This is a genomic window from Mangrovimonas sp. DI 80 (assembly GCF_001975575.1).
GTDB lineage: Bacteria > Bacteroidota > Bacteroidia > Flavobacteriales > Flavobacteriaceae > Mangrovimonas_A > Mangrovimonas_A xylaniphaga.
On record NZ_MSDT01000008.1, the window covers coordinates 64442 to 81209 of the forward strand.

At 39.1% G+C, this 16768-nt stretch carries 18 protein-coding genes; 7 read left to right on the forward strand and 11 right to left on the reverse strand.

The features are described 5' to 3' along the window. Positions 1–25 precede the first annotated feature (25 nt). From BKM32_RS14830 to BKM32_RS14845, 4 genes are all read right to left on the reverse strand, one after another. Positions 26–1336 (reverse strand): TolC family protein, encoded by a 1311-nt coding sequence (locus tag BKM32_RS14830; RefSeq protein WP_076664763.1) that lies wholly within the window; start codon positions 1334–1336, stop codon positions 26–28. A 148-nt stretch (positions 1337–1484) separates the two neighbouring features. Continuing rightward, positions 1485–1802, reverse strand: coding sequence for an antibiotic biosynthesis monooxygenase (locus BKM32_RS14835; protein ID WP_053977242.1), 318 nt, complete (start codon positions 1800–1802; stop codon positions 1485–1487). 12 nt (positions 1803–1814) lie between these two features. After that, positions 1815–2309: a DinB family protein gene (locus BKM32_RS14840; protein ID WP_076665034.1), complete on the reverse strand. Its 495-nt coding sequence runs from the start codon at positions 2307–2309 to the stop codon at positions 1815–1817. Positions 2310–2471: 162 nt separating this feature from the next. Then, positions 2472–3311: a universal stress protein gene (locus BKM32_RS14845; RefSeq protein WP_053977243.1), complete on the reverse strand. Its 840-nt coding sequence runs from the start codon at positions 3309–3311 to the stop codon at positions 2472–2474. Between the two features lie 224 nt (positions 3312–3535). Between BKM32_RS14845 and BKM32_RS14850 the strand changes: the two genes are divergently transcribed. Then, positions 3536–4381 carry a universal stress protein gene (locus BKM32_RS14850; protein WP_076664765.1) on the forward strand — a complete coding sequence of 282 codons (846 nt, stop codon included), beginning with the start codon at positions 3536–3538 and terminating at the stop codon, positions 4379–4381. Between the two features lie 6 nt (positions 4382–4387). Here BKM32_RS14850 and BKM32_RS14855 read toward each other — a convergent pair whose 3' ends face one another. The 6 genes from BKM32_RS14855 to BKM32_RS14880 form a co-directional block, all read right to left on the reverse strand. Then, entirely contained in the window at positions 4388–5116 is a 729-nt protein-coding gene (locus BKM32_RS14855; protein ID WP_076664767.1) for a sulfite exporter TauE/SafE family protein, read from the reverse strand. Positions 5117–5227: 111 nt separating this feature from the next. Then, positions 5228–5683, reverse strand: a complete 456-nt coding sequence (locus BKM32_RS14860; RefSeq protein ID WP_076665036.1) for an Hsp20/alpha crystallin family protein — start codon at positions 5681–5683, stop codon at positions 5228–5230. 145 nt (positions 5684–5828) lie between these two features. Continuing rightward, positions 5829–7202, reverse strand: a complete 1374-nt coding sequence (locus BKM32_RS14865; RefSeq protein ID WP_076664769.1) for an MBL fold metallo-hydrolase RNA specificity domain-containing protein — start codon at positions 7200–7202, stop codon at positions 5829–5831. Beyond that, a complete protein-coding gene (locus tag BKM32_RS14870; RefSeq protein WP_076664772.1) occupies positions 7199–8053 on the reverse strand; it encodes an ATP cone domain-containing protein in 855 nt (284 codons plus the stop codon). The genes BKM32_RS14865 and BKM32_RS14870 overlap by 4 nt, the downstream gene beginning before the upstream one ends. Positions 8054–8080: 27 nt before the next feature. Continuing rightward, positions 8081–8935, reverse strand: a complete 855-nt coding sequence (locus tag BKM32_RS14875; RefSeq protein ID WP_076664774.1) for a universal stress protein — start codon at positions 8933–8935, stop codon at positions 8081–8083. 62 nt (positions 8936–8997) lie between these two features. After that, positions 8998–9828 (reverse strand): universal stress protein, encoded by an 831-nt coding sequence (locus BKM32_RS14880; RefSeq protein ID WP_076665038.1) that lies wholly within the window; start codon positions 9826–9828, stop codon positions 8998–9000. A gap of 279 nt (positions 9829–10107) precedes the next feature. On the opposite strand from BKM32_RS14880, the gene BKM32_RS14885 reads away from it, so the two are divergent. After that, on the forward strand, positions 10108–10572 hold the full coding sequence (locus BKM32_RS14885; protein ID WP_076664777.1) for a pyridoxamine 5'-phosphate oxidase family protein: 465 nt from the start codon (positions 10108–10110) through the stop codon (positions 10570–10572). Positions 10573–10578: 6 nt separating this feature from the next. On the opposite strand, the gene BKM32_RS14890 is transcribed toward BKM32_RS14885, so the two are convergent. Further along, positions 10579–11358, reverse strand: a complete 780-nt coding sequence (locus BKM32_RS14890; protein ID WP_076664780.1) for a zinc-dependent peptidase — start codon at positions 11356–11358, stop codon at positions 10579–10581. Between the two features lie 203 nt (positions 11359–11561). On the opposite strand from BKM32_RS14890, the gene BKM32_RS14895 reads away from it, so the two are divergent. The 5 genes from BKM32_RS14895 to BKM32_RS14915 all read left to right on the forward strand — a co-directional run bounded on the left by BKM32_RS14895 (position 11562) and on the right by BKM32_RS14915 (position 16573). After that, the gene (locus BKM32_RS14895; protein ID WP_076664783.1) at positions 11562–12347 is read left to right on the forward strand and encodes a DUF3108 domain-containing protein; all 786 of its coding nucleotides are present in this window, start codon (positions 11562–11564) and stop codon (positions 12345–12347) included. Between the two features lie 4 nt (positions 12348–12351). Further along, positions 12352–12759: an FUSC family protein gene (locus BKM32_RS14900; protein ID WP_076664786.1), complete on the forward strand. Its 408-nt coding sequence runs from the start codon at positions 12352–12354 to the stop codon at positions 12757–12759. A gap of 80 nt (positions 12760–12839) precedes the next feature. Continuing rightward, positions 12840–13874, forward strand: a complete 1035-nt coding sequence (locus tag BKM32_RS14905; RefSeq protein ID WP_076664788.1) for a M28 family metallopeptidase — start codon at positions 12840–12842, stop codon at positions 13872–13874. 107 nt (positions 13875–13981) lie between these two features. Further along, positions 13982–15547 (forward strand): M28 family peptidase, encoded by a 1566-nt coding sequence (locus BKM32_RS14910; protein ID WP_076664791.1) that lies wholly within the window; start codon positions 13982–13984, stop codon positions 15545–15547. A 42-nt stretch (positions 15548–15589) separates the two neighbouring features. Beyond that, positions 15590–16573: an aldo/keto reductase gene (locus BKM32_RS14915; protein WP_076664793.1), complete on the forward strand. Its 984-nt coding sequence runs from the start codon at positions 15590–15592 to the stop codon at positions 16571–16573. The last annotated feature ends 195 nt before the right edge of the window (positions 16574–16768 follow it).

A 16768-nucleotide genomic window follows, 5' to 3' on the forward strand; every position in this document is an offset into this window, starting at 1 on the left:
ATGTATATCTGTCTTGCTTAGTAATTTATTTGGTTAGAAACTGCACATAAGCCTGTGCATAGTTATATTCGAAAATAGTTTGGTAATATTCCAATTGCTTTTGGGCGTATAGTGTCTCAGACATCAACAAATCGGTGGTTTTCTCTAGGCCTTCCTCAAAACGATTGGTTCTGATGCGCAAAGATTCTTCTGATTGATCCAAGGCCAATTTGGACAGTTGCAATCTGTTTTTGGCATCATTCAACATGCGCTTGGCTTTGTTGAGTTCCATTTGACTTTGTGAGACATATTGTTCATACTGAAGTTTGGAAGTTTCAAACTCAGCTCTACTTTTTTGAGCTTTTCCAAAACGTTTGGTTCCTTCCAATATATTCCAGCTCAAAGAGGCCCCAAACAGATACCCACCGGCATCGGCATGGAAAATTTGATCGTCATATAACTCATAACTACCAAAAGCGTTTAGACGTGGTAAAAAGGTCATTTTATCAGCCTTGTATTGGGTTTCATAGGCATTGCTTGCCAACTCCATCGCCTTGATATCCGAACGTTCTTTGGAAATCATCAAGGCATTCTCTTCCGTAAACATCTCCGCTTCAAGCGCATCTGTTGGAAGATACACCACATCCTGACTGGTATTCATTAAAAAAGAAATGTAGTTTGAGGCATTTTGCACTTGACTCTTGGCGGTTTGCAATTGGTTTCTCACTTCGGTTACACGAACCTCAACGGCCAACACATCCGATTTTTGCAAGTAGCCTTGGGCATAACTGTTGTCTGCCAATTGCTTGTTGGCCAAAGCAGCTTCCAAAGCCTGCTCCAACACCTCTACGCCTTTATAAGCCAATTGCAATTGCATATAGGCCTTGTCCACTTCAAACGTGAGATAGTCTTTGGTACGTTCACTTTGTAGTGCCGTGGCTTCCATTTTGGATTTAGCAGCCTTACGTTGGTAAAAACCATCCACATTGATCAAGGGTTGTTGAATCTCGAACTTGGTAGCAAAATTTTGAATTTGCTGTGGATCGTTTAAAAGATCTGGATTGAAATCGGCGGCCGTTACTATTTCTTGGTTCAATTTAGAACCAAAGGCCATTAAAGGATTTGTTGTAGAGATCCCTGTGTGCGAAGCCGTAATGTTTGGCAAAAAGACAGCATTGGTCTGCCTAAAATCTGCCCTAGCGGCATTGAACTGTTCTTCGGAAATTTTAAGGCTGTGATTGGATTCAACCACGGCATCCAAAACCTCCGATTTAGCAATAGGCACTTCGGTTTGGGCATTCCCTGAAAACTGTAAGCCTATCAGCGTTATTACAAAAATATATAAACGATGCTTCATAATGTATTCTTAAATGTTGGGACAAAAATACATTTGAAAAAAAGGGTTGTCAGTAACTTAGGTTACCAAGCCTTTTTGTCACATGCTTAGTTTTTAACGCAAAAGCGCCCACTGTACAGTGAGCGCTCTATTATAAGTTTCATAAGGACTAAACCTCGTAAGGTTGATCCTTTAGCAAATCTTCAACTACATCCAATTCAAACAGGGTTTCAAATTCATCGCAGGAATCCCTAAGGAATTTTCTAATTTTATTGGCGCTCTCCGGAAGGTTCTTGCCTGCCGATTGCCATGTTTCATAATCGGGCCATTGGGCATAAGCGATATAATGCGAATCGTTTTTTTTATGCAGTCGAGACCCCAAACCACCCTCGTACTGATGGACAAGTTCGGTAAGTTCTTTCCAACCATTTACAAAAGTAGCTTCCAAACCTTCTTTTACTTTAAATGAATAAATTACGGCAAACATAGGCTCCTGGTTTTAAAAATTCTGTTCATCGGCAGAAGGTCCATAGCTAGCTGGAACTGGAATTCCCAACAAACGGTAATACACACCCAATTGCGCTCTATGATGGGTTATTTGATTGAGGGAATGCCTTATGGCTCCATATTTAGACCATTCCTTTATGGTGTGTCCCTTCATCTTCAATGCCCAGACATCACTTAAATCGGCTTCGTTGGCCGCTCTAAGCGCGGCTATGTTTTTTTCATACTTCTCATTAAGGGTCTGCTCCAACTCCTGGGCGTTTTCCTTCAATTTTGGTCCGTCCCCTTCTTTAAAGTCCAATTCATCCGTAGTCAACACTACTTCTGGCCATCCAAATATTTCTGCTATATGGGTACTTAAATGTCCCATTTTCATGCTCTTTTCATGAGGGGCATAGTCGTTCTTATCGTTGGGGTACAATTTGAAAAACTTTTGGGTGATGTGATATTCCTCCAATAATTCGTCCTGAAGATTTTTAAGGCTGTCCATAATGCTCATTATTTTTGATTAACAAGCTAAATTTAAAGCTTTTAAATTTAGCCAATTCAAAGTGAACGTTAATATTACCTTATCTCTAGATTGCCAGTAAAAAAGGTCTTGCAAACTTCTGATTCATCCTATAAATACAGACGAGAAACAGCATACAATTTCTTAATCCTTACTTTCAGGTATGATCAGGAAAGGCACCTTTAATTGGCTCCCTATTTTTTTAATTACAGGCTCTCTTGTTAAACTTTCATATAAACTATGCTGGTAACTCACCATAGCCAACATATCTATGTTGTGCTCGTCCACAAAATCATTAATTTCAGTAGCTTTTTTGGCATAATGCGGCATCCAATGGAAGCTATGGTCTAAGTCCTGCATATACTCTTTAACAGCGTTCACATTATAGGTTTGTATTTCAGTAAGCTTCGATTCAGTATTGATGTGTACCACATTTATTTTGGAGTTGAACAACTCGGCAATATTCTTGATTGCTCCCATTTCGGTTGGACTGTAAAAACGGTTGTAATCGGTTGGAAAAGCAATTTGTTTTGGGGGCACAAATTCACTTTTATCCGGAATAGCCAAAATTGGACAATTCTTTATTCTACCAATAATGCCTACCGTATTACTGCCAAACAACATGCCTTTGGCACCTGTAGCACCTGTGGTTCCCATCACAATTAAGTTGATGTGATATTTTCTTATGTAGGCCTCAACAGATTCTCCCAGGTTTCCTGCACTTAAAATGATTTCAAATGAATGATTTGGATTTGTGTTGGCAGCCTCCACAGTTTCTTTTAACTTGGTCAATTCCTTGAGGTTGCTCTCCCGCATCACATCATTATACTTTTTGGACATATTGGCCATGGCAGAAATCTTTTCATTCTTGCAATGCAGCAAATAGAAAGTACATTCTTCTTCAGCTAATAATTTAAGCGCATAAACTGTGGCATTCCACGCATTATCAGAGAAATCAGTCGGCAATAATATCTGGTATTTCATGATCTTAGTAGTGTTGATGTATGTCAATTTACCCTATAAAATTAAAACAATTTAGTTCGCTATACAATGACATTTATCAGCCATCTCTCACAAATGGTTTTGTTGATTAATATTATGCTTGTCTAACACTCCTAAATCAATACTCAAAATCAAGTCTTTATGAGAAATATCATAAGCTTTATCATAATTCTTGGGTATCTTTATAAATAACAAATAATCCTGCAATGAAAACCATATTACTGTTAACAGACTTTTCGCAGAACTCTATCAATGCTATTCGTTACGCCTTAAATTTATTCAAAGGCAAAAACATACAGTATTATTTGTTACATGTGAAAAGTGCGACCGCTTTCACCTCGGACGATTTAATGGTGGCTGGCGGGCAGCCCATTTACCAAGCCCTGATAAGCCCCGCCAAAAAACGCCTTGCTGCCTTAGTGGATACTCTTCAACGCGAATTTGAGCTTAGCGACAACAGTATAGAATATTTGGTTGATTTTGATATTCTCACCAATGCCATACAACAGGTCATTGCCTCTAAAAATATCGATATGGTAGTTATGGGTACCAACGGAGCTACAGGTGCCCAAGAAGTCATTTTTGGAAGTAACACCATTAATGTTATCAGAAAAGTGGACTGCCCCACTTTGGTGATCCCCGAAGGCTTTGAATACCGTCCTCCCAAAAACACCATTCTTCCTTTGGACGAAGACACTTCTATGAATGATCCCGCTTTCAAAAAGGGTATTTTAAGCTTTGCATCAACCTTTGAGAGCTCCCTACATGTTTTAAGAATCCACCCCCACAATCCAAAACGGATAGATTTAAAAAAAGAAGAAGATCTCAAAGTACTCCAAACACTTGATAGTCCTATCAATTATCAATATCATGTAATAAACAATGTTCCCGTGTATTATGCTTCCCATAGTTACATACAGACCAACCCTATCGATCTGGTGACGCTAATCACACATAGGGAACGCTTTTTTGAGCGCTATTTATCCACCTCATCTACAGCAAGAATTAGCAACAATCTTACCCTGCCATTATTGATATTCCATAGTCATTAAGCAGCCTTATTTATTGGCCACCACACTTACAATACCAATAAGAAAGATGAGAATTAAAACGAAATTCCGAAACTGCTCTTGAGATACGCGCTCCAAGATTTTTTTGCCTATCCAAGTCCCTACAACACTTATCACAATCAAAATTGGAATCAAATACATAAAGTCCTTGCGCATATACCCATTGAAATAGTACACAATGGTACGGCTAAAATCCACCGCTAAATCGATTACCGCAGAAGTGGCAATAAATTTATCCTTATCCATTTTAAAGGCTGCCATGGTAATTCCTCTAATAGCGCCACCGGTCCCTAGAAGGCCTGCACTCAATCCAGAAAGGGAACCTCCTACAATGGCATTTCTCTTATTGGGAATGACACGAAGTTTGCTGAAGATTAAAAAAATTAAACTCATGAGCATTAAAAATGCCCCCAACACATACGTTAATACCCTAGGATTAAAATATTTACTAAAATATGCCCCCACGGACACAAAAATAACCGCTGGAATACCCAATGTTAAAACCAGCTTTTTGTCAAACCCTTTTTTGAACAAAACAATTTTACTGGTATTACTTGCCAAATGGTACAAGGCGGTAAGCCCGAGAACAGATTGAAAGTCGAAGAAAAAATTGGCAATAGGCACAAAGTACACCGAAGATCCAAACCCACCAATAGTCCCTAAAACTTCGGCAAGCAGAGAAAGCAATACAAAAATTGGGAGGTATTTGGTCAACATTAAAAAAACAATAGCATTGGGTTTAGGGGCTTTAACTATTTGAAGTTACGGACTTTTACAAACAAAAAAAAGCAGAAAGCGGTTATCCCTTACTTTCTGCCTTTTTCACTATCAATTAACCTCAATAACTTTTTTTAGAGACTCGCTGGCGTTTTCTCTTTTTAGAAGGTTCAACTTTAAAATACCATCTTTGTATTTTGCTTTAACCTCTTGGTCCATAGCAACAGATTTTGGTAATTTCAAAGAGCGTTCAAAGTAATTATAGTTGAATTCTCTACGCTTGTAGCCGTGTTCTTCATTTTCCTCTACTTCATTTTCCTTCTTGCCACAAACACGTAGCACATTGTCATCAATAGTCACTTCGAAGTCCTTTTTAGAGAACCCAGGAGCCGCAAATTCAATTTCAAAGTCTTTGTCATGTTCGGTAACATTCATCGCAGGCATTGAATTGTCCTCGTCAAATAAATCGTTGTTGAAAAAAGCATCAGAGCCCAACAGCGATTTTAAACCCTCATCATCCCAAAATGGGAGTAATCGGTTTCTTTTGTTAAATTTAATAAGTGACATGACCTTAATTTTAATGGTTAAACTTACCAACCCCAATGTAAGGATATCACACGAAAAATAAAATGATATATATCAGTTAGTTACAATATTTGCAACCTAATTTTAAAGGAATTTCCTTTCAAAAAATCGACCTTATTTTTGAAGATTACAACATCACTTTTTCGGTATCCAATAATTTTGGAATAGTGACCTTCCAGCCAAATTCACTTTCTATTTTCAACCTAAAGGCGTCCAAGGCCGGTGGTTCTCCATGCACCAAATACACCTTCTCTGGAATGTTTTTAATGGTGCGCAACCAATGAAGCAAATCATCCTGATCGGCATGGGCAGAAAGACTATCCAAACATTTTACAGTAGCCTTTACAGGATAATACCTACCATAAAACTTAATTTCATGGGCCCCATCCTTCAGTTGGCGCCCACGGGTCCCTTCCGCCTGATATCCCACCAACAATACATTGGTACTGGGCACATCTATAAATTGTTGCAAATAGGTCAACACCCGTCCTCCGGTTACCATCCCACTGCCCGCAATAATTATTTTTGGCCTTGGATCATCAATGGTTTCCCAAGTTTCACCAAAGGATTGCACAATGTTGACATGATTGCACATGGCATCATATTCCTGCATGGGCAATTTGTGCCATTTTGGAAAGCGTTTAAAAACTTCCAACACATTGTTGCCCATTGGGCTGTCAATAAATATGGGAATATTGGGAATTTTGTTGCTTTTGTAAAGTTTCCAAAGAATGTAAATCAGGGTCTGCAAACGTTCCACAGCAAAACTGGGAATGATGAGATTCCCTTGTTTTTCTATAGTATCCAAGACCAATTGGGCCAGGATGTCTTCTACATCTTCCTCTGGATGCAATTTGTTCCCATAGGTGCTTTCCACAAACAAATAATCGGCCCATTCCGGAGTTTTAGGATCGTTCAACAAATAATCATCCCAACGCCCTATATCACCAGAAAACACAAAGCGTTTCCCATTAATGTCCAATTCAATAAAAGTTGCCCCTATGATATGCCCGTTGTACCGAAACCTATAGGTAATATGTTCCGAAAGGTTCAACCAGATATCCTGAATCCCTACTTGAAAAAATCGCAAGGTTCTCTCCACATCTTTCTCTGTATAAAAAGGTAAGGCGGGATGGTGTTTTGTATAATGCTCTTTATTGGCTTTTTCGGCTTCTTCTTCCTGAATCTTGGCACTGTCTTTTAAAATGATTTCCGCAATAGCCAAGGTTGGCGCCGTTCCAATAATTTTTCCCGAAAACCCCTTCTGAATCAACTTAGGCAAATAGCCTACGTGATCCAAATGGCCGTGGGTTAACAGCACCACATCTATTGTTTCTACATCAATGGGCAATTCTTCCCAGTTGAGCTGCCTCAATTCCTTTAGCCCTTGAAACATACCACAATCTACCAATATGTTAGCTTCGGAAGTTTCCAAAAAGTATTTAGAGCCGGTTACCACACCTGAGGCTCCCAAAAAATGGATGTTTGCATAATTTTTCATTCTTCATGCGGTAAATTACATAGTTGTTCAATTTCCTTTAAAATGCGCTCCTTTCGGGATTCGGAAACACCTAGGTGATCCAAGTAAAAGGAATCTCCCATTAGGTCCCGACACAAAACCACATCCCTACTCAACAGAAATTGTTTTTCTCGATTGGTAAGCAATGAGGACACCGTAATTGGGTACAGTCCCAAACGGTCAATCCTATCCCTTAAGCCATTGCCATCTGGATGATCCCAACTAAGCAGATACAATCCACAGCATTTTCCAAATTGCAAAGCATCTGAGGTAAAACGCGTATTGGTAACCAACCAGCCATCGGTTAAAATGGAGTTGTTGTTTACATTGGTATTCCAATGTGCTTTCACATCTTGATATCGGGAATGGATGTACAGAGGAATCTTGACATTACAATTTTGTCCCTGCTCGCTATGGAACTTACATTCTACTATGGTGGTTTCGTTATTTTTATGGGCTACCACATCAATTTCATGTGACACGCACTTTCCCTGTACAATCTGGCTCACTTCTGTATCATAACCAGAGTATTTTAAAATAGCACCTACAAATTTCTCGAATGGATACCCCGTTGGCCCCAGTTCATAGATGGCCCGCTTCAACTTGTATTTGGAGGCCCAATACCTACTTTTCTTTTTGAGCAAGGCAAAGGCTCTATTGTATATTTCCTTAGTAGAAATTCCTTGGTAGAGTTCATCCCGAACCTTATCAATAATTTGGCTGACCACCTCATCACTAGCCCCTACGCGTCTTAGCGAGGCCTTCAATTTGGGCATTGAAAAACTCACCCGCTCCCCTGAAGACTTTGTAATATCCAAATTGTGATTTACCATGCTTGATTATTTTAGACCCAATGCAAATCAATTCCTTAAATCGTGCATGACCAAAATAGGAACCCTTGAATGGAACCCGATATTTTTCACCATGGGATTGCTCAAAATACTTCCGAAAAAAGAGTGTTTCTTATTGATGAAGGCCACCATATCACTATCCCTACTTTCTACAAACATATTCACTGCGGGTTCGACTGCCTTGTAATGCAAGGTGTGATATTCGTAAGATACATCTTCCAACTGCTCTTCCAACATTTGCTTATGCTCGGCCTGTTTCACGTCCAATAAGTCATCATCTGAAACATACAGAATACTGACTGTCGCCTGACACTTTTGAGCCAATTCTACCAAATAGGCAAGTTCCCGTTTTTTGTAATGGGTTTTAAAACTGGTAGGAAACACAATCTCCTTGGGCATAGCCAGCTTACTAGCTTCAGGCACCACAATTACAGGGCAATTGCGTACCTTTTCCATTACGTAAACTGCGGTACTTCCATAGGCTACATGCTCGGAGCCTGTTTCGCCTTTGGTGCCCATGACAATCATATCGATATCCTTTTGTTCCACAATTTCCTTAATGGCTTCTATTGGATTGTTAAAGGTTGAAATGGTCTCAAAATGGTGCTTTGGATTGTGATCATACTTAAATGCCAATTTATCCATCACCTCCGCCAAGCCTTCTTCCGAATTGGACTTTGCCGTTTCGTAGAGTTCGCTTCCGGGTTCCATGTTCAACAAACTTTTCAAAATATTGCTAGTGGCCGTAAACACATTAAGCACATAGAAATCGCAATGGTCGTTTTGGTAGAGTTCAATGGCATAGTTCATAGCTTGCCAAGCGTTCTTGGAGAAGTCTGTTGGTAACAATATTTTTTTTCTCATGACTTCTAAATTTAAAAGTTATTATTTGTGTTGTTAGTTGACAGACCAAGACGTTTGTGGGCTCAATCTGGGATTACCATAAAAGGAACCGCAGGATGGTATCCTATTTTCTTAATGACAGGTTCCCTCGTAAATCGTTCCAAAAGGCTGTGTTTATAATTAATCATCACCAACATATCAATCTCCAATTCTTCTATAAAATCAAAGATTTCGTGAGTTTTACTGGCGTAAATGGGCATCCAATGAAAACTGTGCTCATAGGTTTCCAAAAGTTCTTTTAACAATGTATAATGATTTCTTTGTTCGGCACTCAACCTACTTTTTTCCTGTATGTGTACTACCCTAATTCTTGTACCAAATTGTTGGGACATGGTAAACAACGGCTGCAAATCTTCCGCACGATAAGGTCTTATAAAGTTTGTTGGAAAGGCTATTTGCTTCGGAATTTTAAATTGGCAATCTTCTGGAACAATAATCAATGGGCATAATGACAATTTGGAAATCAAGCCCACCGTATTGCTTCCAAAAAAGACTTCCTTGGCACCGGTTGCCCCTTTGGTGCCCATAACCACCAAATTGAGCTTGTATTTTTTAATACTGGTGGCAATGGCGTCATTTAGGCTTTCGCTACTAAAAATGATCTCAAAACGGTGTTTCTCCTTGGGATGGGCCGCTTCCGCCATCGCTTTTAAATCCCTCAGTTCCTTAATGGCACTTTCGCTCATGGCCTCATTAAATTTTTTGGACATATTTGACATGGCCGAAATCTTGGCATTCATGGCATTTAGGAAATAAAATGTGCACGCTTCTTCGGCCAAAAGGTTCATGGCGTAGACGGTTGCATTCCATGCGTTATCAGAAAAGTCTGTCGGTATTAATACATGATATTCCATGATCAAACCCTTTAAGGATATTTCCCCTAAATTTAAGACAATTAGCGCATTTAAACTATGACAAAAATCACCCACAAAATACTGAACAAGAGATTTTTACATTCCAAAAACTTATATTGAACATCAAAAATCTCTAACACACCGCAAAAACAGCCACAAACACTGACTATCAATATATTAACAAGATTAATTTAAAATAAGCATTAATGATAAATATCATTCCATTTTAGTTTAATTTTAAATAAATTTACTCATTACCAACGTTTTAACATCACAGCCATGATCAAGACATTAAACCAAAAGGAATGCTATATGGTGCTTGAGAGGAACTACATTGGTCATTTGGCTTATATGTTTTACCACCAACCCTTCATTGCTCCGATTACGTATTTTTATGACACAGCCAACCATTGGATTTTGGCATATGCGGCCGAAGGTCATAAAATCAATGCCATGCGAAAACACAGAGACGTGGCCCTACAGGTAGAAGAAGTAAACTCGGTAAACGAATGGAAATCTGTGTTGGTTCATGGGACCTATGAGGAGCTTACAGGTAGCTACGCCAAAGCTCAATTGCACAGTTTCTCTTTAGGAGTAAAAGATTTGATTATGATGAAAGAGCACAAGGATGTAGACTTCCTTAGTGAGTTTTCCAGTAAAATCCATCTTGGCGATGTTCCCGTAGTTTATGTCATCAAAATAGACGCCATTAACGGCAAACAGAGAGACGACCACGATAGCTAAAGTACCTTACTTCTCTGCAGTTGAAGATCCGTAAAAACAACTTTCTAGCATCTTGTACAATTCCGTATGCTTTTTTTTCATGTGCTCGGGATTTTCGAAAAAATACTCAGAAGCCACAGCGAAAAATTCTGCCTCATTGGTGCCTCCATAATTTCTAATATCCGATTTATTGTCATTGATGGCTTCCATTTCCTTATGAATCATTTTTAACCAAGGAATCACATAAGCGTGCTGTATCAAACGCTCCGGAACCCCATCTGTCACTCCATCCATTTTATCAATGAGGTGCACAAACTCATGGATGCCCGTATTGGTTTTGGAAGAGCTTTTTGAAAACCCATGTCGCAACGCTTTTTTGGAAAGGATCATTTGTTTTTCCAATCGGCCGGTGCCAACAACTCCTGCAATAATGCGGTTGCCCTTTTTGTCTTCAAACTCGAAATCTTCATTAAAGTTATCGGGATATAGCAATACCCCACTTAAATTAGTGTAATGCCACTCTGGAAATCCAAAAACTGGAATCACGGCGCTGGCGGCAATCAGGATTTTGTCCAATTCTTCGAGTTCTACTTTAACACCTTCCAAATACACCTCACTTAAAAACTCCATCATCCGTTTTTGAAAACGTTGCTGTTCCTTTGGAGGCAGACCTTCATAAAATTCCACATGCTCCATGAGCAATTTGTGCCAATGCTTCGGAAAAGGCTCTACGGGTTTACGCTTTAGTTTGGACAGGGCATATACTCCAAAAGCCAACAGTAACAAAAATGCAATAGTTGTGATCATAACATGCAAATATGGTGCTCTCCAAAAATAAACCAAAGTGATAACAAAAAGATCGTTTTTTCAAAATCAAAAGGAATTTATCTAAAACCAATTATATTTTAAGAACTCAAATAGCTTCCAAAAATTCTTTTTTCAATCTAAAAACTTAATAATACATTTGGCACAATAAATGTTAAAAGCATTTAAAGTTTAAATAAAGCCCTATGAACAAAATTCGCTTAGCACTGGCCTTTTCTTTTTTGGTTTCAGTATTGTCTTTTGCCCAAAACAATGCCGTTGGTGCCGGGGAAACCCTTATTTTTTCAGCTTCTTACAATATGTCTGGAATCCTAACGGAGCTTGCCCAAGTAAAAATGGAAACCAGTGAAGTGAACACTTCCAAAGCGACCTTACTTCGCTTAAAATGTACAGCGGCAACCTATAGCAAATGGGACAATTTCTTTAAAATTAGAGACCTATATGAAAGCTATGTAAGCCCTAAAACCCTTTCCCCTTACCTATACAAAAGAGAAATAGACGAAGGTGGCTATTACAAGTTTATGCAATACAAATACAGCCATAAAACCAACACTGTAAAAAGCCTTAAAAAGAAGAAAAAGAAAGGCGGCGGTTTTAACGAAGAAAATACCACGGTCTCCATTAGCAGTACTACCCGGGATTTGGTAAGCACACTTTACAAGCTGCGTACTTTGGATCTTGCTAGTCTATCAACAGGGGCAACCAAATCGTTCAAAGTATTGTTTGACAACAAAGAAAACATTGTCAATTTTAAATATTTGGGTACCGAAACTATCAACACTAGCCTTGGGCAAAAAACCTGCTACAAATTGGCTATTTCCATCAACAACAGCGATGTCCTAAAAGGTACCAACGACAACTTATTATGGTTGACAGCCGATGCCACTAAAATTCCGGTATATGCCAAATTTAAGATTGCAGTAGGTAATGGTGAGTTAAAAATAAAATCGGCCACAGGCCTTAAAAACTAAGAGCATGAGAAAAGTATTGATCATTTTAGGATTTATCACTAGTCTATTGGCTGTTATTCTAGCCTTGACCCCACTATCCAATCTAGCGTTTATCCCTGCTATATTGGCTTTTTTATTGGGACTTTCCATCTTTTTTGTTTCCAAAAAACAGAACAAGTCCAAAAAAGTGGTGCAGTATATTTTCCTGTTAACCATCATCACTTTGGGTATCTCCATCTACAAATCGGTATTCCATACGGTAGAAGTTGGCAATACCGAAGAATTGCAGGAACGTGCGAAAGAATCGGAAGAAAATTCTAAGGAAATTCTGGAAGAATTGGACATTGACGAAGAGGATCTGGAAATAGAAGACATCGATCTAGATACTGAAGAAATTGATATCGAAGAAGTTGACGATATAGAATTTGAATAATTCACTTCCCACAAATTTTAAGGAATACTTCGGTATTCCTTTTTTTTTCGCTTTATTTGACTGACAATTAACACAGTACAATGAAGCTTTTCATTTTCACTTCTGTTCTTTCCATTGTTGGATCCTGTGCCACAAAAAAGTATAGTGAGCGCATTGAGGACCTAAAGAACAGCATTGTTTTTGAAGACCGACAGACTGTAGAACAGTACGCCAGTACCATTACCTCGCAAGAATTGATGGACTATGTTTACGAATTGTCCTCAGACCAATACCAAGGTCGAAAAACCGGCGAAACAGGCCTAAAGGAAGCAGCCAATTATCTTAAAGATTACTATATCGCCCAAGGCATTCCATCCCCTTTCGGCAATCAAAATTATTTTCAACCGGTTCCCAAATCTTTTTTTACAGATAGCCTTAACAGCTCCCAAAATGTGGTTGCTTATATTGAAGGCAGCAAACACCCCAAGGAAACCATCATCATTACTGCGCATCTAGATCATGAAGGTGAGGAAAACGGTGAAATCTACAACGGCGCCGATGACAATGCCTCTGGAACTGCTGCCCTAATGGAAATGGCAGAAGCCTTTAACGAAGCCAAAAAAAATGGAAATGGGCCTAAACGAAGTATCCTGTTCCTTCACCTTACTGGGGAAGAAGAAGGCCTGATCGGATCAAAATTCTATGTAGAACACCCAATTGTTCCCCTAAAAAAAACCATTGCCAACCTGAATATTGATATGATTGGTCGAGTTGATGAAACACACATGAACACCCCAAATTATGTGTACGTTATAGGAGCTGATAGACTCAGTAAGGAGCTATACTTTATTTCGGAAACCGCCAATACTACCTTTTCCCAATTGGATTTGGATTACAGATTCAACGACAAAAATGACACCAACCATTACTTCTCCAGATCCGATCAATACAACTTTGCCCAAGCCGGAATTCCTGTCATCTTTTATTTTAATGGAGAACACGAAGATTACCACAAACCAACAGATACCGCAGAAAAACTGAACTATCCCCTTTTGGCGAAACGCACCCAATTAATCTTTGCCACGGCCTGGTATTTGGCCAATTCCAAACATAAATTGACTCTAGACCAGGAATAAAACTGTGTTAAAGCCTTTTATTTTAAACCATTCTGTTTAACTTAATTATTACATTCGCAGGATAATTTTTCTAATTTTAATTCAGTATAGCTTTAATTTTGCGCTTAATGAAAAACCTGATTACCCTTTGCAGCCTTGCGTTGCTAATATCTAGCTGTAGCAGTTCCAAGAAAAACGAACATTTCAACCTAACCCCTACCTCTACAGATCCCACGGTTTATGCCAATACGATTACATCCGCAGAACTCAAAGAATTACTTTACACCTATGCCTCTGACGAATTTCAAGGAAGGGAAACTGGTACTGAAGGACAAAAGAAAGCCGTAGCATTCTTGGCCCAACAATATCAAGACATGGAAGTGCCTTCACCTATGGGAGACACTTACTTTCAAAATGTTCCTTTGGAAATAAAGGGAACATCCCAAACCAACATCTCGATAAACGGAAAAACCTTGACCTGTTTTGTTGACTACGCTCCTTTAGGAACGTCCTCTACTCAGCATATAGATGGGCAAGACATTGTATATGTGGCTTACGGTATTGAATCAGAAAAATACTCCAACTACAACAACCTCGATGTAAAGGACAAGATTGTGCTTATGAAATCTGGGGAACCACAAAACGAGGACGGCACCTATATCACCTCGGGAACCGAAAAACCTACCATTTGGACCTCTGGTCGCGGTGCAAGAAACTTAAAAAGGGACGTTGCCATTACGAAAGGAGCCAAAGCCGTTATCTATATGGATAGTGAATCCTTTGATCGTGTGGTCAATTACTATCAAAAGCAAGCAACCAAAAGTAACCATGGCACCATGGCGGTTCAAGGAGACGGGATAAATGTTCCGCATTTCATTATCAACGACATGGTTGGTAAAGAAATTTACACCAACATCCTTACAGACAATCACTCCAAAACTATCGAAGCACCTGTAACAATAGATATTACCACGGAATCAAACAACATTAATTCCGAAAATGTACTGGCATTTATCAAAGGTTCCGAAAAACCAGAAGAAATTTTGGTAATTTCTTCCCACCTAGACCATGAGGGTATCAAAAATGGACAGATTTACAATGGTGCCGATGATGACGGTTCAGGGACAGTGGCCCTTTTGGAAATTGCAGAAGCCTTTAAAACAGCCGTAAAAGAAGGGAAAGGACCTAAGCGCTCCATTTTATTTTTGCATGTAACTGGAGAAGAAAAAGGCCTATTGGGCTCTAAGTATTACACCGATTTCAATCCTGTATTTCCTTTGGAAAACACTATAGCCGATTTAAACATCGACATGATTGGCCGTGTAGATGATAAACATACAGATAACCCAAACTATGTGTACTTGATTGGAGCAGATCGCTTGAGCACAGAACTGCACCAAATTTCTGAAGCTACCAATGAAAAATACACCAAAATAGATCTTGATTACACTTATAATGCAGAGAACGATCCCAACCGTTTCTATTTCAGATCAGATCACTACAACTTTGCAAAGCATAATGTTCCGTCAATTTTCTATTTCAACGGTTCCCATGCTGATTACCATAAACCAACAGATACACCAGACAAAATAGCCTACGATTTATTGGAAACCAGAACTCGTTTGGTTTTCTACACTGCATGGCAATTGGCCAACCAAGAGCAACGTATTGTGGCAGATAAAGCTGTTCAATAAAAGCACGTAATTTTGGAAGCAAACAAGCTTAAAACAATTGGAATGAAAACAAGACACTTAGGAAAAAACGGATTTGAAGTCAGTGAAATAGGCTTGGGAACTTGGCAAATTGGTGCCGATTGGGGAAAGCAATTTTCTACAGATAAGGCATTGGATATTTTAAATACAGCGGTACAAAACGGCATCACCTTTTTTGATACTGCCGATGTCTATGGCAATGGACAAAGCGAAAGCTTTATCGGGGAGTTTTTAAAACAAACCAATAAAGACATTAAAGTGGCTACCAAATTTGGCCGCGGCGGCGATGTCTATCCAGCCTCCTATACCAAAGATGCCATGCGAAAGGCCATCGAGCATTCCCTAGATCACTTGGGTGTAAATGCCTTAGATTTGTTACAATTGCACTGCATCCCAACTGCTGAAATGCAAAAGGGAGACGTTTTCAATTGGTTACGTGATTTTAAAAGGGAAGGACTCATCAAAACCTTTGGAGCCAGTGTCGAGTCTATTGAAGAAGGACTGTTGTGTTTAGAGCAAGAAGGCATTCAATCTTTACAAGTAATTTTTAATATTTTCAGACAAAAATTGGTGAATGAATTATTGCCTCAAGCCGAAGCCAAAGAGGTGGGCATTATTGTCCGTCTACCTTTAGCCAGTGGTTTGCTGGCTGGTAAATTCACTAAAACCACCACCTTTGAAAAAGAAGACCACAGAAACTACAATAAGGATGGTAATGCCTTTAATGTAGGTGAAACCTTTGCCGGATTACCGTTTGAAAAGGGTGTGGAATTGGCTGATGTCCTAAAGCCTTTAGTACCTGAAGGCATGACAATGGTGCAATTGGCATTGAGATGGATTTTAGATCATAAAGCAGTTTCGACCATCATTCCTGGGGCCAGTTCCCCAAATCAAGCACAAGCCAATGTCTTGGCATCTGAACTACCTCCGTTATCAAAAGAACTACACGCAACCCTTGCTGAAATTTACAAATCAAACGTACATGAGTTTATTCGTGGAGTTTATTAAAAACTTTACTTGACCACATGTTCCATTATCAAGGGAACCAAGAATAATTGAACACAATTAAAACTAGGTTCCCTTCCTTTTGAGAAGCGTATTCTCCCTTTCTTTTACCCACTAAGAAGCATCACAACTCCAACTTATTTCACTTAGCCTCACTTCATTATCATTTTTATTGTATATTAGTTATGAAGTCTTTAC